This is a genomic window from Maribacter sp. MAR_2009_72, assembly GCF_007827235.1.
Taxonomy (GTDB): domain Bacteria; phylum Bacteroidota; class Bacteroidia; order Flavobacteriales; family Flavobacteriaceae; genus Maribacter; species Maribacter sedimenticola.
This window is the reverse complement of the sequence record NZ_VISB01000001.1, coordinates 2,642,104-2,660,085: the sequence shown is the minus strand read 5'-3', so window position 1 is coordinate 2,660,085 and position 17,982 is coordinate 2,642,104. Positions and strand designations below refer to the sequence as shown.

The window sequence follows — 17,982 nt, the reverse complement described above, 5'->3', positions numbered from 1 at the left end:
ACCAATATAACTTAATTTACTATGGATATTAAAGAAATTCAAAGCCTTATCAAGTTCGTGGCCAAATCTGGTGCAAGCGAGGTAAAATTGGAAACGGACGATATTAAGATTACCATACGTACCGGTAGCCTTGGCAATGGCAGCTCAGAGCCTACTTACGTTCATACTATGCCTATGGCCCAGCCTGCCATGCAGGCAGCACCTGTACAGGCAGAACAGCCAAAACCGGTTGCAGATAGTACTGCGGAAGCCGATAAGAAGAAGGCAGAAGATGATAAATATATTACAATAAAATCGCCAATTATTGGAACCTTCTATAGGAAACCATCTCCGGACAAACCAGTTTTTGTTGAAGTTGGTGATACTATTGGGGCCGGTGATGTGCTTTGTGTTATAGAGGCTATGAAATTGTTCAACGATATCGAATCAGAGGTATCGGGAACCATTGTCAAGATTTTGGTTGATGATTCATCACCAGTTGAGTTTGATCAGCCATTGTTTTTGGTAGACCCTTCTTAACTAAATTTTGAGTAATAATTGTTAGATATCATTGTATTTAATGGTATGTAAGAATCATGTGGAACCTAGAACTTAAAATTTAAAAGATGTTTAAAAAAATACTGATTGCAAATAGGGGAGAAATTGCATTACGTGTTATACGTACCTGTAAGGAAATGGGTATAAAGACGGTAGCGGTGTATAGTAAGGCAGATGAAGAAAGCTTACACGTGCGTTTTGCTGATGAAGCCGTTTGTATAGGACCTGCCGCAAGTAGCGAATCTTATTTGAAAATACCCAATATAATTGCTGCAGCGGAAATTACCAATGCAGATGCCATACACCCTGGATATGGTTTTCTTTCTGAAAACTCAAAATTTTCCCGTATTTGTGCCGAGCATGATATAAAATTTATTGGAGCTTCCGGCGATCAAATCGATAAAATGGGAGACAAGGCTACGGCCAAGGAAACCATGAAACAAGCCGGTGTACCATGTGTTCCCGGATCGGACGGACTATTAAAGGATGTTGCGCACGCAAAGAAGGTAGCCAAAAAAATGGGTTACCCGGTAATGATAAAAGCTACTGCCGGTGGTGGTGGTAAAGGAATGCGTGCCGTCTTGTCAGAGGACAAAATGGAAGAGCTGTTCAACAGTGCCGTAACAGAGGCTACAGCGGCCTTTGGTAACGGGGGTATGTATATGGAAAAGCTTATTGAGGAGCCAAGACATATTGAAATTCAAATCGTAGGTGACCAATTCGGCAAGGCATGTCATTTATCTGAAAGGGATTGTTCCATACAACGTCGTCATCAGAAATTAACGGAAGAAACTCCATCACCCTTCATGACCGATAAGCTACGGGAAGCAATGGGCGAAGCTGCGGTTAGAGCTGCTGAATATATTAAATACGAAGGTGCAGGTACTATAGAATTTTTGGTGGACAAACACCGTAAGTTTTATTTTATGGAGATGAACACACGTATTCAAGTAGAGCACCCTATTACAGAACAGGTCATAGATTATGATTTAATTCGTGAGCAAATTTTGGTTGCGGCAGGAGTGCCAATTTCCGGAAAAAACTATCTTCCAAAATTACATTCTATTGAATGTAGGATCAATGCGGAAGATCCATATAATAACTTTAGGCCATCGCCAGGTAAGATTACCACATTGCATACACCGGGAGGTCATGGGGTGCGTATGGATACCCATGTCTATAGTGGGTATAGCATTCCGCCAAACTATGATTCTATGATCGCAAAACTAATTACAACGGCCCAGACAAGGGAAGAAGCGATCAATAAAATGAAACGTGCCTTGGATGAATTTGTAATTGAGGGTATTAAGACCACTATTCCTTTTCATAGGCAGTTGATGGATCACCCGGATTATTTGGCCGGGAATTATACAACGGCATTTATGAACGACTGGAAAATGAATCCGCCAAAAGAAGATTAACAAAAAACTCCAACAGCAATGTTGGAGTTTTTTTATGGTTTATTTTACTGATCTTTGGTTGCATCAATAAAATACAGAGAATATGAACCTTAGTTACTGGGAGCGTAAATCTTGGTTTTCAAATATAGATTTTACCATTATTGGAAGTGGTATTGTAGGGTTAAATTGTGCCTTGGCCTTAAAAAATCGCTATCCCAAGGCTCGGATTCTGGTTTTGGAGAAAGGAAGTCTGCCACAAGGTGCCAGTACAAAAAATGCTGGTTTCGCCTGCTTTGGCAGTATTTCGGAAATTCTATCGGATTTAAAAAACCATACAGAACAAGAGGTGCAGGAATTGGTGTTCAATAGATGGCAAGGAATACAACTTTTACGCAGCCTTTTGGGAGATACCGCATTAGGATTCCAGAATTATGGCGGTCATGAACTTTTCTTGGAAGATAGGGATGACTTGTTCCAAACTTGTAAGGAGCAGATAAAACGGGTCAATGAGTTGTTACATCCTGTATTTCAAGATAGTGCATTCAAAATTACTTCCAATCTTTTTAATTTTGGGGGAGTAAAGGACCATTATATCACTCATGCGCATGAAGGGCAAATAGATACGGGGGGCATGATGAAATCCTTGGTGCATTTGGTATTAAAAAAGAATATAACGATAATCAATTCGGTTACTGTGCGCTCTTTTGAGGATCTAGGCACTAACGTGTTGGTACGTACAAGTGATATAGAATTCAACACTAAAAAACTTATTATAGCTACCAACGGATTCGCAAAACAATTGATACAAGAAGAGGTGCAACCTGCCCGTGCCCAAATAGTATTAACAAAACCTATACCCGGACTAACAATAAAAGGTACTTTTCATTTAGACGAAGGGTTTTACTATTTTAGAAATATTGAAAATAGAATTCTTTTGGGCGGCGGTAGAAATTTAGATTTTAAAGCTGAGGAAACTACCAATTTTGGAATGACTAATTTGGTTGAACGTAAATTAATTCACTTATTGAAAACGGTCATATTGCCCAATACTTCTGTTGAAATTGATATGAAATGGAGCGGTATTATGGGCGTTGGTGCGCAAAAGAAACCAATTGTTAAAAAAATGACCGATAATGTAGCCTGTGGAGTACGTTTGGGAGGTATGGGAATTGCCATTGGAACAAGTATTGGGCATCAATTGGCAGACTTGTTTAAATAGGCGTTTATCCGTTCATCCCGTTTTTTTTGATCTTGTCCAAAAGAGCGTTGTACTCTATAAATTATATCTAAATTGTAGCGCTCCACAGCTTATCCAAGCGGATTATGATAGTTTATATGGAACAATAGGCTATGTATTGTGGAAAGCACAGGAAACTATATGAAAAAATTACTTGTAAGGTTTAATCTTGGTGTATTGTTGGCTGCCATTTTAAGTAGTGGTCTTTGGGGCTGTGGAGCGTCCAAGACACACTATCAAAGAGAATATGCCAAAGTCTGGAAAGAATTGATAAAATCACAGGCATGGAAAGAATCATTGATGACCAACGCTAGCAATGGTGCTACTGATTTTTATACTAGCGCGGAGGAAACTATTTCTTTGGCAGAAGATAATAGAGCTGCCCTTGATTTTGATAATAGATATCAAGAACTGGTTTCAAAAGCCTATTTTAAGATTATAACAGAGGCGGAAAAAGCTGATGCAATTATTACTGCCGAATATAAATTAATACAGTCAGAAGATTTGGCCAATGGCCATGATAAAAAAAGGGCACAGGAAATTACCAAGAAATATAATGCCCATAAAGCCATGTTGAGCGGATTAAAATCTTGGAATATCTTTAGTGAAGATCGCTCTGGAGATTTGAAGTATTTTAAGGCGGAGAACGAAAGGGCAATTCTTAAAATGATGCGTTCAGGTGAGCAGGACCACCAAATGGTCAATTATCTGATTTATAAATTGGCAGATTTATACCACGTTGAAGAAAACTAACGATTTCCAGGAACTAAAAGACAATGCATATCAATTTTGTGGTCAATTTGTGGCTGATAAATTTGATAAAATTCATTTGCAGATAACAGAATTAGAAACGGCTTTAACTACAGAGACCAAGAGTAGTGCGGGAGATAAACATGAAACGGGTAGGGCCATGATTCAATTGGAACGCGAAAAATTGGGCCAACGCTTGGCAGAATTGGAAAAAACAAAACAGGTACTTTCTAAAATTCCAAGAGACTCGGGGATCACAAATATTGGTCTAGGTAATTTGGTGGTTACCGATGCGGCCCTGTATTATATAGGAATTTCTGCCGGAGTGTATAAGCAAGGTACATCGTTGGTCTATTGTATCTCTGCCGGAACACCTATTGGACAATTACTTTTTGGGAAATCTGTTGGTGAACACTTCAGTTTTAACGGTAAAACCATTACGATACTAACAATTCACTAATTTTTCGTATAAATTATTTCGCTATCTTAATCCCGGCATTCGTTTCATTGCCTAAATGATAATATGGATAAGAAGCAGAAATTACGTAGTAGCGAGTGGTTTGGTGGTAATGATAAAATGGGTTTTGTGCATAGATCTTGGTTAAGAAACCAAGGCTACCCAGATGATTATTTTGAAGGAAAACCCGTAATAGGTATCTGTAATACCTGGTCAGAATTGACACCGTGCAATGGTCATCTACGTGATTTTGCTGAAGTTGTAAAAAGGGGGGTGTTAGAAGCAGGGGGCTTTCCTTTGGAGTTTCCGGTGATGTCTTTGGGCGAAACCATAATGAAACCCACCACCATGTTATTTCGCAATTTGGCAAGTATGGATACGGAAGAGTCCATACGTGCCAATCCTTTGGATGGTATCGTCTTATTGACGGGATGTGACAAAACAACTCCTTCTACAATCATGGGTGCCTGTAGCGTTGACCTGCCTACCATTGTGGTTCCAGGAGGGCCAATGTTGAGCGGTAGGTTTAGAGGGGAAAAAATAGGTTCCGGTTCCATGAACTGGATGATAAAGGAACGCCAGGAAATTGGGGGTTATACCACCAAGGATATACGCGAAGCCGAGGTTTGTGTTGCCAGAAGTATTGGGCATTGCAATACTATGGGCACTGCCTCTACCATGGCTACAATGTGTGAAGCCCTTGGACTGACCTTGCCAGGGTTTTCATCGATACCCGCTGTAGATTCCAGAAAAAAGCTACACGCACAATTATCCGGAAGAAGAATTGTGGAAATGGTTAAGGAAGACCTCACACTTTCTAAAATATTGACAAGAGAGGCATTTGAAAATGCTATTATTACCAATGCAGCGGTAGGGGGTTCTACCAACCTTATCATTCATCTTATAGCCATAGCGGGTAGAATTGGGGTACAATTAAACTTAGAAGATTTTGATCAAGTGGGCAGTAAGGTTCCTTTGTTGGTGAACTTAAAACCTTCGGGAACATATTTAATGGAAGATTTTTTCTACGCGGGAGGATTGCCGGTTGTTATGAAAGAATTACGTCCCTTATTACATCAAAGGGCCATTACGGTGAACGGAAAGAAAATTTCTGATAATTACGATGATGTAACTTGTTATGAGAGAGATGTAATTGCCACCTTGGACAAACCTTTTCAAGAAAAGGCCGGTATAGCTGTATTAAAAGGAAATCTTTGTGAAAACGGGGCCGTTATAAAACCATCTGCGGCTACGCCAAGGTTAATGCAACATCGTGGAGAAGCGGTAGTTTTTGAAAGCATGGAAGATTACCATGAGCGAATAGACGACCCTAATCTAGAAATAGATGAGAACAGTGTTATTGTTCTAAAAGGAGTTGGACCAAAAGGATATCCGGGAATGCCGGAAGTAGGTAATGTGGACCTTCCCAAAAAATTATTGGCAAAGGGAATAACGGATCTTGTTCGTATATCAGATGGCAGAATGAGCGGAACTGCTGCAGGCACGGTCATTTTACATGTTTCACCGGAATCTACCATAGGGGGTACCTTGGCATTGGTTAAAAATGGCGATATGATAGAGCTGAACGTTGCCAACCGTACCTTACATCTAGATGTAGAATTGGAAGAGCTGATCAAACGTAAAAAGGACTGGGTGGCTACGGAACCTTTGGCAAAAAGAGGATACGTTAAAATGTATATAGACCACGTGGAACAAGCGGATAAAGGAGCAGATTTGGATTTTCTTGTGGGTGGTTCTGGGTCTAAAGTAGAACGAGATTTACACTAGACTATGGAAATATTTTATCTCATTATTGCTGTCGTTGCCATTATTATACTAACGACCAAATTAAAGATTCATGCTTTTTTGGCCTTGTTCGTCATTTCTATATTATACGGGGTTTTTGCCGGTATGCCGTATGCAGATATCATAGTTTCCATAAATGACGGATTTGGGGGAACGTTAGGTAAAATAGGCTTGATCATAGTCCTTGGCGTTATTATAGGTGCATTTTTGGAAAATACGGGTGGAGCATATGCCATTGCAGAAAAAGTACTAAAGGTTATTGGTAGTAAAAGAGTACCAACCGCCATGGGCATAATTGGGTATATCGTTTCTATACCGGTATTTGCTGATAGTGGTTTTATGTTGTTACATCCATTGAACAAAAGCCTTTCTAAAAAAGCAAAAATTTCAATAGCCGGACCGGCAATTGCCTTGGGCTTAGGTCTTATGGCCTCACATACTATGGTGCCCCCAACTCCAGGTCCTATTGCAGCAGCTGGTATTTTGGAAGCAGATTTAGGATTGGTAATTGCCTTTGGTTTTCCAACAAGTATAATTGCATTGGTCGTAGGAATTATTTTTGCCAGGAAGTATGCCTCCAAAACCTATATAGAACCAGGAGTAGAAATCGCAGAGGAAACCATAGCGGCATCAAAGGACACCCCAAGCGCATTTAAGGCCTCTATTCCTATTTTGGTCCCCATTGCACTAATTGTATTGAAGTCTGTCCTAAATCCTGTAAAAACTGGATTAAACAACGGTTTTGTTGAACTAATAAATTTTGTGGGAGAACCGGTAATTTCCCTATTGATCGGAATCCTGTTATGCCTGCTATTGCCTAAAAAATTAAATCAGGATATGTTGTCTTCTTCGGGTTGGGTAGGTAAGGCCATCAAAGATGCTGCATCTATTATTCTCATTACGGGCGCGGGAGGAATTTTTGGTAAAATTTTACAGAATTCCGGCATAGCGGATATTTTGGGACAGACCTTGACAGATTATAATATGGGTATTTTTCTGCCATTTGTTTTGGCAGCGGCCATAAAAACCGCCCAGGGTTCCTCAACGGTTGCTTTGGTAACAACAGCATCTATTATTATGCCTATGATGGGTTCGCTTGGTTTTGATTCTGAAATACAAAAGGCCCTAGTGGTTATTGTAATTGGTGCGGGATCGGCGGTCGTGTCCCACGCCAATGATAGTTTTTTTTGGGTAGTGACCCAAATGAGCGGCATGAATGTAAACACCGGGTATAGGCTATTTAGTTTAGGTAGTGGTCTACTTGGACTTACAGGAGCGATTGCCGTATTTATTTTCTATACAATTTTTGCATAATCTTAGTTAAATGAAGGTATATCATACACAAAAAGGAATATTGGTCGAGGAAAATGCCATATTTCATTTACTTGAACAAGAAAATTGGGATTCGTTTATAAACGATGATCATATAGTTGCCAATACCCGTTCAAAACTGAACGAAGGCAATAAGATTAACGAGGTGGATGCTATCCTGCTCAACCAATTGAAAGCACCGGTTAAAAGTCAAGAAATATGGGCAAGTGGAGTAACCTATTATAACAGTAAACTAGGTAGGGAAGAAGAATCCAAGGAGTCTGGTGGAAGTAGTTTTTATGCCCGGGTATATGAAGCGGACCGGCCAGAATTGTTCTTTAAGGCAACGGCCCACCGTACCGTAGGTAATGGGGGTACTGTGAGAATAAGGAAAGATTCAACTTGGAATGTGCCAGAACCGGAATTGAGTTTGGTCATTACATCCACAGGCAAAGTAATTGGATATACTATAGGTAATGATATGAGCTCTAGAAGTATTGAGGGCGAAAATCCTTTGTACCTGCCCCAAGCAAAAACGTATGATGGGTGTGCTGCATTAGGTCCTTGTGTATTGTTAAGCTATGACCCGCTACCTAAAAACACCCAAATTGGATTAATAATCAAAAGGGCAGGTACAATCGTATTCAAAAAGGAAATTGGAATAGATCAGATAAAGCGAGAATTAGGTGATATCGTAGCATATCTATATAGGGAATGTTCATTTCCAAACGGAAGTATATTGATGACCGGTACGGGTATTATTCCCCCAAACGAATTTACGCTGGCTATCGGTGATGAGGTAATTATTTCAATTGATGGTATAGGAAGTTTGGTAAATACGGTAGGTTAATATGTGGGCTTGCTCCTTTGTTCTTTTTTGAGCGAAGCTATTTTTTTGCTTTTTAGTCTTTTTTCAATTGAAGATCTTGTGGGTTTACTTTTTTTCCGGGGTTTTGGAATGGTTAAAGTACTGTTCATCAATTTAAAAAAACGCTTTAAAACCAATTCCTTGTTCTTATGCTGACTTCTAGTTTCATCGCATTGTAAAATTAACAAGCCATCATTGGTTAATCTACTCTTTAGTTTAAGTAAAATTCTTTTTTTCTCCTTATCCGTTAATCCGGCGGAAGCGTTTAAATTAAATGTAAGTTCAATTTTTGAAGAAACTTTGTTGGCATGTTGTCCACCCGGACCACCACTTCTTATAGCCTTGTATTGTATTTCGGTAAGAATTTGATTTTGGTCCACAATTTAATTTTCACAAAAGTACATAAAAACAAATGTTCCTAAATTCATTGAAAAATAGGAACAGTAGTATATCTCAAAGACTTTTTATGGTCTATAACAGTGGTAAAAGCAGCATTGCAAAAACAACCAAGGCCAATACAAAGTGTAATTTTTTCATGGGATAAATTTAATATTCAGGACACTAACGCATTGCATTGAAAAATAGTGCATTACAACAACAAAAAGTATTAAATAGTAGATGTGGTCTTAAATATTATATCGTTGTGGCTTCTTGAATTCGCTGGTTTATGGTTTCAATGGCAACATTTAAATAGACCACTTTGCCTTTGGGTAGTAATTGTTCTGCATTGAAGAAAACGGTTTCTCCATCTTCGTTCTTGCTTTCGGTTAAATAATGGCTTCCCATGGGGTATGCTTTTTCTACGGTAACCTGTAACCCTGAAGATGGTGATACCCTAAATTCATGGGCATATACAATAATTTTTCTTTTTGTGTTTGCATAGGTTTTCAGCACGTCTATAGCGATCATACTGGCCTCACCAAATAAAGAAGCTACATAGAGAGACTTTGGATTGCGGTAAAGTTCCATAGGTCTGGACCTAGCTATAATTTCTTTATTACGAAGTACAACGGCGCGGTCTGCAAACGGCAAAACGTCGTGTACATCATGGGTAGCAACGATAGTTGTAATCCTATTTTCCTTTAAGTAATTGAAAATATTCCGTCGTAAGCTGTTTTTTAGAAAATTGTCAATATGTCCAAAAGGTTCATCCAATAACAAAACTTCTGGCTTTTGTGCCAATACCCTTGCCAAGGCTACACGTTGTTGTTGCCCACCGCTTAAGGTCTTTACTTTTTTATTCGCAAAATCCGTAAGCTCTATCAATTCCAAAAGTTCCTGTGTTCTTTGTTTAAGCTCATAAGGATAAAAAACGGATAAATATTGACTAATATTTTCTGCCACAGTAATGAAGGGCATCAGATCAAAGTCCTGGGAAAGATATTTCATAAAAGGTGCGCCTGGCACCAAATTATAGGCAGGTCCAAGAATCTGCTCATCTTCCCAAAATATTTCACCATGTTCCAGATCCATTAGACCATATATAAGTTTGAGCAATGTGCTCTTACCACAACCACTCTCCCCAATAATGGCAACATGTTCTCCACGTTGTATACGGATATCTATGGATGAAAGGACCTCTAATTCATCATAGGAAAAGGAAAGATTTTCTACTCGTAGCATGTATTTGATCTTTGATGTGCAAAATTGAAAAATCCGCTTCTATTTGAAACGGATTTTTCAATATTTTATTGATTCCTAGAAAAAAAACTTACTCTTTAAAATCTTTAAGTACACTTTTGTTCGGCAGTTCGGTGTATCCCATATTGAACAAGGTAAAGCCATAAATATCGGCATATTGTTCAATGGTTTTGCTAACCGGAGTGCCTGCTCCGTGACCAGCATTGGTTTCAATACGGATCAAGGTAGGGTTTGTGCCTGTTTGTTTTTCCTGTAATTCTGCCGCAAATTTAAAACTATGGGCGGGTACTACCCTATCATCATGATCACCTGTGGTTACCAATGTAGCAGGATATTCAGTACCGGCGTTTACATTGTGTACGGGTGAATATCCCTTTAGATATTCAAACATTTCTTTATTGTCTTCTGCCGTACCATAGTCATAGGCCCAGCCTGCCCCAGCGGTAAATGTGTGGTAGCGTAACATATCCATAACACCAACAGCAGGCAATGCCACTTGCATTAAATCCGGTCTTTGTGTCATGGTTGCACCGACCAACAAACCACCATTGGATCCGCCCCTTATGGCCAAGTAATCCTTTGATGTATACTTGTTGGCAATAAGGTATTCCGCTGCGGCAATGAAGTCGTTGAATACATTCTGTTTTTTAGTCTTGATACCCGCATTATGCCATTTTTTACCGTATTCTCCACCGCCTCGTAAATTAGGAACCGCATAAACACCTCCTTGCTCCATCCAGACGGCATTTGTAATGCTGAAAGAGGGGGTTAAACTTACATTGAATCCGCCATAACCATATAATATCGTTGGGTTTTTACCATTAAGTTCCAGACCTTTTTTATAGGTGATCATCATAGGAATCTTGGTGCCGTCCTTAGAATCATAGAACACTTGTTTAGACTCATAGTCCTCTGGATTAAAATCTATTTCAGGTTTCCAATAAAGTTCATAGGAACCGCTTTCAACATCATACTTATAGGTTGATCCGGGCGTATTGTAGTTCGTAAACGAAAAATAGAACTCCTTATCTTCTTTTTCTCCGCCAAAACCACTTGCGGAACCTAATCCCGGCAACTTTACCTCCCGTATAAGTTTACCGTCATAATCATATTGAAAAACTTTAGAAATTGCATCTACCATATATTCTGCAAAGAAGTAGCCACCTCCCGTACTGGGACTAAGTACGTTTTCTGTTTCAGGGATAAAATCTTCCCAATGCTCCTCCTGTGGATTATTGGCATCTACGGTGACAATTTTTTTATTGGGTGCATTTCTATCGGTTACGATATAAAGCTTTGAGCCCACATTGTCAATAACATAGTTGTCAGAAGAGGTATCCTCTACAATAGGAATCAATAGTGCATTAGGGTCTTCCAAGTCTTGGATGAACAGCTTGTTGCCAGAAGTGGATACAGATGCGCTAATAATCAAATATTTATTGTCATCTGTAACGCTTGCCCCTATATATCTGTGTTTTTCCAAAGGTGTTCCACCAAATATTAATTTATCCGTCTGTTGTGAAGTGCCTAGTTTATGGTAATAAACCTTGTGCTGGTCAGTTTTTGCGGAAAGTTCACTTCCTTTGGGCTTATCATAGCTGGAATAATAGAAACCGTCGTTACCACTCCAGGAAATACCGCTGAATTTGATATCTACAAGAGTATCCTCAATAATTTCCTTAGTTATGGCATTCATAACGATTGCCTTGCGCCAATCGCTTCCTCCTTCTGAAATTAAATAGGTTGCCAAAGTGCCATCCTTTGTAAAGGTCAACCCTGCCAGTGAAGTGGTCCCATCTTCTGAAAATGTATTGGGATCAAGAAAAACTTCTGGCTCCTCGTCATCTTTTTCCCTGTAGACTACATATTGGTTCTGCAATCCGTCATTTTTATAAAAATAGGTATAATCTCCCCTTTTTCTAGGAGAACCTAACTTCTCATAGTTCCATAATTTTTCCAGTCTTTTTTTTAAATCTTCCCTAAATGGAATTTGTTCCAAATAACCAAAAGTTGTTTTGTTCTGGTCTTTTACCCAAGACTCTGTCTCTGGGCTTCTATCATCTTCTAACCAACGATAAGGGTCTTTTACTTCAGTTCCAAAATAGGTGTCCGTAGTATCTACTTTTGCAGTGGTGGGATAATTCACGATAATAGGTTGTGGTTTGGCTTCATTTTTACATGAAGAAATTAAAATAAGGGTCAAAAGACCGGGTAGTATTATTTTCATTAGTAGTTGAGTTTCTACTAAATTAAGATAAAAAAACCTCCAAAACATATATGTTTTGAAGGTTTTAACGTTCTGTTAATAAGGTTTAGACCAAATCTTTTTCTACTAAATATTCTGAAATTTGTACGGCATTTGTTGCGGCACCTTTTCTTAGGTTGTCTGCAACTATCCACATATTCAATGTATTACGTTGTGTCTCATCTCTACGTATGCGTCCTACGAACACCTCGTCCTTATCATGCGCATAGATAGGCATTGGGTAGGTGTTTGTGTCTGGATTATCCTGTACCGTTACACCGGGCATATCATTTAAAAGTTGACGTACTTCATTTAGGTCAAAATCATTTTCAAACTCTACGTTGACAGACTCTGAATGTCCTCCTGCGGTAGGAATACGTACTGCAGTTGCACTTACTGAAAACGTGCGGTCATCTAATATCTTTTGCGGTTCCCTGGCCAATTTCATTTCTTCTTTTGTATAACCGTTCTCTAAAAAGACATCGCAATGAGGGAGGGCATTTCTTCCAATAGGATAAGGATAGGCCATTTCCCCTTGTACACCGGCAACCTCATTTTCTAACTGTTTTACGGCTTTGACACCCGTACCGGAAACGGATTGGTATGTGGAAACGATTACACGCTTCATATGGTATTTTTGGTGTAATGGATGAAGGCACATAACCAATTGAATGGTAGAGCAATTAGGATTGGCTATAATCTTATCTTGTGCCGTTAATTCATGAGCATTGATTTCTGGTACGATCAACTTTTTTGTAGGGTCCATTCTCCAGGCAGAAGAATTGTCTACCACTGTTGTACCTACTTCCGCAAATTTTGGAGCCCATTCTAAAGAGGTGTCTCCACCTGCTGAAAATATGGCGATATTTGGTTTTTCAGCTACTGCATCCGCTAGCCCGATAACGGTATATTCCTTACCTTGAAAGTTCATTTTTTTACCTACGGAACGTTCAGACGCTACCAACAACAATTCGGTCAACGGAAAATTACGTTCTGCCAAGACTTTAAGCATTACTTCGCCAACCATACCTGTGGCACCGATTACAGCTACTTTCATTTTTTATACATTATAAATTATGCGGCAAAAATAACTAATACTTCTACCTCTACAAGCAAAAACACAAAGATTAATCAAAATATAACAAAATGTTTATTTTATAACATTTTCATTATATTGTAAATATGGTATTGATTTAAAAAAAGAACCGTCAACGTTATTAGCGAAACAGCGTTGACGGTTTAAGTTAAAATTTGTTGCAGTGCAACGGTTCCCTTAGAAAGGGTATGTTTTAAATTACTTTTTTAAAGCATCTCTAATCTCTGCCAATAATTCTTCGGCAGTAGGACCAGCTGGAGCCTCTTCTACTGGAGCAGGAGGAGTTTTAGTCTTGTTGTAAGCTTTTACAATTATGAACAATACAAAACCAACGATAACCAAGTTGATGATCGCATTGATCCATTTTCCGTAAAGAATGGCATTTTCTGGTTTAGTAACCGTACCATCGGCAGCAACAACTGCTTCGTCCAATACAACTTTCATATCGGCAAAATCAAGACCACCGCTAAAATGACCAACAATTGGCATCATAACGTCGCTAACGAACCCGCTAACAACTAATCCCATAGCGCCGGCAAGTAATACGGCTACGGCTAAATCTATGACGTTACCCGTCATAATAAACTCCTTAAATTCTTTTAACATGTTTCTAGTGTTTTATTAATGGTTAATATTAAACTACGGCAAGGTACTAAAAATTTTCAATCCTTAAAATAATGTTAAATTAATTCTTGTATATAACGCGTGGTATACGTTGGGATATACCGGTCAATAGTTCATAGGAAATAGTATCCGCGGTACCAGAAAATTCCGTGGCCGGCAGTTGCTTCCCAAAAATTATAACTTCATCGCCTTCCTCACATTCAATTTCCGTAACATCTACCATAATCATGTCCATACAAACATTTCCCACTATTGGCGCTAATTGGCCATTAATACGAACAAAAGTATTGCCTTGGCCGTATTGCCTACCTATACCATCCGCATGGCCTAGGGGCAAGGTGGCGGTGACAGTTGGTTTTTTGGATACATACTTTCGATTATAACCTACGGACTCTCCTGCCGGAATAGTATGTTTCTGGGCTATTATGGTCTTTAATGTTACCACGGGTATTAAATCCGCATCTATAGTTGCATCGTTTCCGTATCCGTAAAGGCCAATACCGCTACGTACCATATCCAATTGCGCGTTTGGGTAATTGATAATGCCAGAGGTATTTAGTACATGTTTGATAAGTTTATAGCCGAATAATGTTTCGGCCTTATTGCAAATGGCTTCAAATCGATTTAATTGTAATTGGGTAAACTCGGTTTCATTACGGTCTTCCGTTGCGGCCAAATGAGATAAAATAGCCTTGACCTTTATAGCATGTTGTGCCTCTGTAGCGGTATAAATTTTTGGTAAATCCGCATAAGTAAAACCTAACCTGTTTAAACCGGTATTAAATTTCAAATGAATTGGATAAGCTAATTTGCCCAGTTCTTGTGCCGTTCTAATAAATTGTTCTAAAATGGCGTGGGAGTAAATGCTGGGTTCCATATTATGTTCGATCAGCGTTTTAAAGTGTACTTTTTGGGGGTGAAGCACCAAAATAGGAATGGTTATACCTGCTTTTCTAAGTGCTATACCTTCATTTACATAAGCTACTGCAAAATAGTCCACTTGAGCCTGTTGTAGGCACATGGCTATTTCTTGGGCATCGCTCCCATAACCGTAGGCCTTGACGACAGCCATGAATTTGGTTTCTGGCCTTATGCGTGAGCTTAGATAACGGTAATTGTGCACTAATGCGTTCAAATCGATCTCTAAAACCGTTTCTGTTGCTTTAGCCATTTTTATGCTGTTTTGGGACTTTGATTTCTTGCGATTTGACCTCTAACGACTTTACACTTTCCTTAAGTTTTGCCTTATAGAATGCCCCACGGCTTAAAGGTTCATATTCATCTACTTCACCCAGCATAACCAAGTTGTCATTGCTGGATTTTCTAAAACTATAATTGGCCAAATTACCGGTACGCGTGCATATGGCATGTACTTTGGTAACATATTCTGCAGTTGCCATTAAAGCGGGCATTGGACCAAAAGGTTTTCCTTTAAAGTCCATATCCAGTCCGGCCACGATAACTCTGACCCCTTTATTGGCCAGGTCATTGCAAACCGTAACGATTTCGTCATCGAAGAACTGAGCCTCATCTATTCCGATAACATCACAGGTATCTGCAAGAATCCTAATATTTGCGGCAGCTGGTACCGGTGTAGAACGAATTTCGTTTGCATCATGGGAGACAACCATTTCGTCATCATAACGTGTATCTACCATAGGCTTAAAGATTTCAACCTTTAACTTGGCAAATTGGGCACGCTTTAGCCTTCTGATCAATTCTTCTGTCTTTCCAGAAAACATGGACCCGGCAATGACTTCTATCCATCCGAATTGTTCTTTCGGATTCACTGTGTTTTCAAGAAACATTTTGTAATTTTAGACGAAAATAAGGGGTTTTTCGTTTATTAGTTAAACGAGGATAAAGTTATTAAAAAAAGCCGCCTTCTTGGTCTTGACATAAAAAATTGTGAGATGAAAAATAAGTTGAAAAAGGAGTTAAGGAAATTATCTACCGATATTCTTACGGCAGATGATCTCGATGATATTGCAGGGCTTTATGAAAAGTCCCGATCACTTTATGAAAAATTGGCCGTCCTTAAGTTTATAGAAGTGGAACTTAATGACATGGAAGTAAATGTCTCCAAAAACGCCATTGCCGCCAAGTTTGAAGAATTGGCCAATGCCGTATTGGATTCCAACAAATCGGTTCCTGAAAACAATCCACATGAGGAAGATATCATGATTCCCGGCATGGATACCATAAAGGATATGGTGTCAGAAATGCCCAGTAATGGGGAGTTAGAGGATGTTTTGGCAGATTTTATGTCAAAGCCCAATTATATGAAAAACGATAAGGAGCTTTTTATGCCTTCAAATGAAGACTTGCAGAAAAAAGAGTTAGCACCTAAGTCACTGAACGATCGTTTGGGAAAAAGCAATGTCAAGGTAGATCTTAATGACCGTTTGGCATTTGTAAAACATTTGTTCAATAATAATATGGAAGACTACAACCGTGTACTATCCCAATTAAATACCATAGATACTGAAGAGCGATCTATTGCTTTTATACAAAATATGGTAAAACCCGATTATAACAATTGGGAGGGCAAGGAACCTTTTGAAGAGCGATTTTTAGAATTGGTATCACGTAGATTTGCTTAAAAATATTTTTGAATCACTGTACACACCCGGCACTTGTGTTGGGTGTTTTACTTTAAAGTAGATGGGAAAACTGTATTTAGTGCCTACACCAATAGGCAATTTGGAAGATATGACCCTAAGGGCCATACGTGTTCTTAAGGAGGTGGATCTTATTCTTGCAGAAGATACCCGTACCAGTGGAAAGCTCTTGCAACATTTTGAAATTGCTACACCAATGAAAAGTCACCATATGCACAATGAGCATAAAATGGTCGATTATTTAGTGGGAAAATTGAAAGGTGGTGAGCATATTGCATTGATTTCCGATGCTGGCACGCCGGCAATTTCAGACCCCGGATTCTTATTGACCCGTGCCTGTGTTGAAGCAGGTGTTGAGGTAGAATGCTTGCCAGGAGCCACGGCTTTTGTACCCGCATTGGTCAACAGTGGTTTGCCAAATGATAAATTTGTTTTTGAAGGATTTCTTCCGGTAAAGAAGGGAAGGCAAACACGTTTAAAGTTATTGGCAGATGAACCGCGCACTATTATCTTTTATGAATCTCCACATAAACTTTTAAAGACATTAGGAAATTTTGTTGAATTTTTTGGGGCGGAAAGACCGGTTTCCGTATCAAGGGAATTAACTAAGTTGTACGAAGAAACCGTTCGCGGTACTGCGGAAGAAGTTTTAAAACATTTTACGGAAAAACCGCCAAAAGGTGAAATTGTTATTATTGTTGGGGGGAATAAATAGGAATGATTCAGATCATTCAAAATCAATAGCCCTAAGTGTTAATTTGGAGAAATAAATAAGAAATTTTCAAAATGAGAATTACCTTTACTCCAGTTTAGCATGAAAAAAATTCTCACATATACCTTTATCCTTCTTTACCTCACTGCAATGGTAAAGCCGGTATTGCCTGTGTTAGAGTATGTGTTAAATCAAGATTATATTGCTGAAGTACTGTGTATCAATAAAGACAAGCCCATGCTTAATTGTGATGGTAAATGTTACTTGGCACAAATGATCAAAGAACAACAAGAAAAAGATCAACAAGATATACCATCTGCCGATCTTCGCGAATATCCTATTGGCTTTGTAAATATTCTTGATGTTGATTTTGAAAGTGTATTGATCAAAACAGCTTTGGTTTCAATGCATCCTAACTTGAACGAACAACAGTTTATATCACCTGTTTTTCGTCCACCCAATTTCATCTCCTAAATAGCATTGTAGATTAGGCAAGCTTATTTGAAGTGATGCCCAGCTATGTGCTTTTACCACGGCTCAAATTCGGAAGTCGGGGGTAACTGATCAATTATTTTATTTAAAAACAACTTATGCCTGTGCATAAGGTGAAACCATTACAATGACAAGAATGTAACAAGCCAATTTTATATGGCTTCTGCATTCATAATAATATATCA

18 protein-coding genes are annotated in these 17,982 nt (G+C 38.9%); 11 read left to right on the top strand and 7 right to left on the bottom strand.

Translation table 11 applies throughout. The features are described 5' to 3' along the window. Positions 1 to 21: 21 nt before the first annotated feature. From accB to JM81_RS11190, 8 genes are all read left to right on the top strand, one after another. Complete coding sequence (accB, locus tag JM81_RS11225) at positions 22 to 519, top strand: acetyl-CoA carboxylase biotin carboxyl carrier protein (protein ID WP_089261116.1); 498 nt, start codon at positions 22 to 24, stop codon at positions 517 to 519. Between the two features lie 86 nt (positions 520 to 605). Further along, positions 606 to 1,958, top strand: coding sequence for an acetyl-CoA carboxylase biotin carboxylase subunit (accC, locus tag JM81_RS11220; protein WP_089261115.1), 1,353 nt, complete (start codon positions 606 to 608; stop codon positions 1,956 to 1,958). A gap of 82 nt (positions 1,959 to 2,040) precedes the next feature. Beyond that, positions 2,041 to 3,156, top strand: coding sequence for an NAD(P)/FAD-dependent oxidoreductase (locus JM81_RS11215; RefSeq protein ID WP_144803451.1), 1,116 nt, complete (start codon positions 2,041 to 2,043; stop codon positions 3,154 to 3,156). Positions 3,157 to 3,315: 159 nt separating this feature from the next. Beyond that, a complete protein-coding gene (locus JM81_RS11210; RefSeq protein ID WP_089261113.1) occupies positions 3,316 to 3,927 on the top strand; it encodes a hypothetical protein in 612 nt (203 codons plus the stop codon). Next, positions 3,914 to 4,384, top strand: coding sequence for a 3-oxoacyl-ACP synthase (locus JM81_RS11205; RefSeq protein ID WP_144803448.1), 471 nt, complete (start codon positions 3,914 to 3,916; stop codon positions 4,382 to 4,384). Before JM81_RS11210 ends, JM81_RS11205 begins: the two co-directional genes overlap by 14 nt. 63 nt (positions 4,385 to 4,447) lie before the next feature. Next, entirely contained in the window at positions 4,448 to 6,169 is a 1,722-nt protein-coding gene (locus JM81_RS11200; RefSeq protein WP_144803445.1) for an IlvD/Edd family dehydratase, read from the top strand. A gap of 3 nt (positions 6,170 to 6,172) precedes the next feature. After that, on the top strand, positions 6,173 to 7,501 hold the full coding sequence (locus JM81_RS11195; protein WP_144803442.1) for a GntP family permease: 1,329 nt from the start codon (positions 6,173 to 6,175) through the stop codon (positions 7,499 to 7,501). A gap of 10 nt (positions 7,502 to 7,511) precedes the next feature. Continuing rightward, positions 7,512 to 8,348: a fumarylacetoacetate hydrolase family protein gene (locus JM81_RS11190; RefSeq protein WP_144803439.1), complete on the top strand. Its 837-nt coding sequence runs from the start codon at positions 7,512 to 7,514 to the stop codon at positions 8,346 to 8,348. Here JM81_RS11190 and arfB read toward each other — a convergent pair. From arfB to JM81_RS11155, 7 genes are all read right to left on the bottom strand, one after another. After that, positions 8,345 to 8,746 (bottom strand): alternative ribosome rescue aminoacyl-tRNA hydrolase ArfB, encoded by a 402-nt coding sequence (gene arfB / locus JM81_RS11185; RefSeq protein WP_144803436.1) that lies wholly within the window; start codon positions 8,744 to 8,746, stop codon positions 8,345 to 8,347. The two genes, JM81_RS11190 and arfB, sit on opposite strands and share 4 nt — an antisense overlap. Before the next feature lie 253 nt (positions 8,747 to 8,999). Beyond that, on the bottom strand, positions 9,000 to 9,989 hold the full coding sequence (locus JM81_RS11180; protein WP_144803433.1) for an ABC transporter ATP-binding protein: 990 nt from the start codon (positions 9,987 to 9,989) through the stop codon (positions 9,000 to 9,002). An 88-nt stretch (positions 9,990 to 10,077) separates the two neighbouring features. Continuing rightward, the gene (locus JM81_RS11175) at positions 10,078 to 12,234 is read right to left on the bottom strand and encodes a prolyl oligopeptidase family serine peptidase (protein ID WP_144803430.1); all 2,157 of its coding nucleotides are present in this window, start codon (positions 12,232 to 12,234) and stop codon (positions 10,078 to 10,080) included. Between the two features lie 85 nt (positions 12,235 to 12,319). Beyond that, entirely contained in the window at positions 12,320 to 13,309 is a 990-nt protein-coding gene (locus JM81_RS11170) for an aspartate-semialdehyde dehydrogenase (protein ID WP_144803427.1), read from the bottom strand. 237 nt (positions 13,310 to 13,546) lie between these two features. Then, positions 13,547 to 13,954, bottom strand: a complete 408-nt coding sequence (mscL, locus tag JM81_RS11165; RefSeq protein ID WP_144803424.1) for a large conductance mechanosensitive channel protein MscL — start codon at positions 13,952 to 13,954, stop codon at positions 13,547 to 13,549. A gap of 79 nt (positions 13,955 to 14,033) precedes the next feature. Then, on the bottom strand, positions 14,034 to 15,143 hold the full coding sequence (gene alr / locus JM81_RS11160) for an alanine racemase (protein ID WP_144803421.1): 1,110 nt from the start codon (positions 15,141 to 15,143) through the stop codon (positions 14,034 to 14,036). Continuing rightward, the gene (locus tag JM81_RS11155; RefSeq protein WP_089261102.1) at positions 15,136 to 15,780 is read right to left on the bottom strand and encodes a thymidine kinase; all 645 of its coding nucleotides are present in this window, start codon (positions 15,778 to 15,780) and stop codon (positions 15,136 to 15,138) included. The genes alr and JM81_RS11155 overlap by 8 nt, the downstream gene beginning before the upstream one ends. A gap of 105 nt (positions 15,781 to 15,885) precedes the next feature. On the opposite strand from JM81_RS11155, the gene JM81_RS11150 reads away from it, so the two are divergent. The 3 genes from JM81_RS11150 to JM81_RS11140 all read left to right on the top strand — a co-directional run bounded on the left by JM81_RS11150 (position 15,886) and on the right by JM81_RS11140 (position 17,779). Continuing rightward, entirely contained in the window at positions 15,886 to 16,575 is a 690-nt protein-coding gene (locus tag JM81_RS11150; protein ID WP_089261101.1) for a hypothetical protein, read from the top strand. Positions 16,576 to 16,636: 61 nt separating this feature from the next. Further along, a complete protein-coding gene (rsmI, locus tag JM81_RS11145) occupies positions 16,637 to 17,308 on the top strand; it encodes a 16S rRNA (cytidine(1402)-2'-O)-methyltransferase (protein ID WP_144803418.1) in 672 nt (223 codons plus the stop codon). Positions 17,309 to 17,407: 99 nt separating this feature from the next. After that, on the top strand, positions 17,408 to 17,779 hold the full coding sequence (locus JM81_RS11140; RefSeq protein WP_144803416.1) for a hypothetical protein: 372 nt from the start codon (positions 17,408 to 17,410) through the stop codon (positions 17,777 to 17,779). The last annotated feature ends 203 nt before the right edge of the window (positions 17,780 to 17,982 follow it).

Coding starts and splice junctions, on each gene's coding strand:
- accB (WP_089261116.1), top strand. CDS start 22: ATGGATATTAAAGAAATTCAAAGCCTTATCAAGTTCGTGGCCAAATCT.
- accC (WP_089261115.1), top strand. CDS start 606: ATGTTTAAAAAAATACTGATTGCAAATAGGGGAGAAATTGCATTACGT.
- JM81_RS11215 (WP_144803451.1), top strand. CDS start 2,041: ATGAACCTTAGTTACTGGGAGCGTAAATCTTGGTTTTCAAATATAGAT.
- JM81_RS11210 (WP_089261113.1), top strand. CDS start 3,316: ATGAAAAAATTACTTGTAAGGTTTAATCTTGGTGTATTGTTGGCTGCC.
- JM81_RS11200 (WP_144803445.1), top strand. CDS start 4,448: ATGGATAAGAAGCAGAAATTACGTAGTAGCGAGTGGTTTGGTGGTAAT.
- JM81_RS11195 (WP_144803442.1), top strand. CDS start 6,173: ATGGAAATATTTTATCTCATTATTGCTGTCGTTGCCATTATTATACTA.
- JM81_RS11190 (WP_144803439.1), top strand. CDS start 7,512: ATGAAGGTATATCATACACAAAAAGGAATATTGGTCGAGGAAAATGCC.
- JM81_RS11180 (WP_144803433.1), bottom strand. CDS start 9,989: ATGCTACGAGTAGAAAATCTTTCCTTTTCCTATGATGAATTAGAGGTC.
- JM81_RS11175 (WP_144803430.1), bottom strand. CDS start 12,234: ATGAAAATAATACTACCCGGTCTTTTGACCCTTATTTTAATTTCTTCA.
- JM81_RS11170 (WP_144803427.1), bottom strand. CDS start 13,309: ATGAAAGTAGCTGTAATCGGTGCCACAGGTATGGTTGGCGAAGTAATG.
- mscL (WP_144803424.1), bottom strand. CDS start 13,954: ATGTTAAAAGAATTTAAGGAGTTTATTATGACGGGTAACGTCATAGAT.
- alr (WP_144803421.1), bottom strand. CDS start 15,143: ATGGCTAAAGCAACAGAAACGGTTTTAGAGATCGATTTGAACGCATTA.
- JM81_RS11155 (WP_089261102.1), bottom strand. CDS start 15,780: ATGTTTCTTGAAAACACAGTGAATCCGAAAGAACAATTCGGATGGATA.
- JM81_RS11150 (WP_089261101.1), top strand. CDS start 15,886: ATGAAAAATAAGTTGAAAAAGGAGTTAAGGAAATTATCTACCGATATT.
- rsmI (WP_144803418.1), top strand. CDS start 16,637: ATGGGAAAACTGTATTTAGTGCCTACACCAATAGGCAATTTGGAAGAT.
- JM81_RS11140 (WP_144803416.1), top strand. CDS start 17,408: ATGAAAAAAATTCTCACATATACCTTTATCCTTCTTTACCTCACTGCA.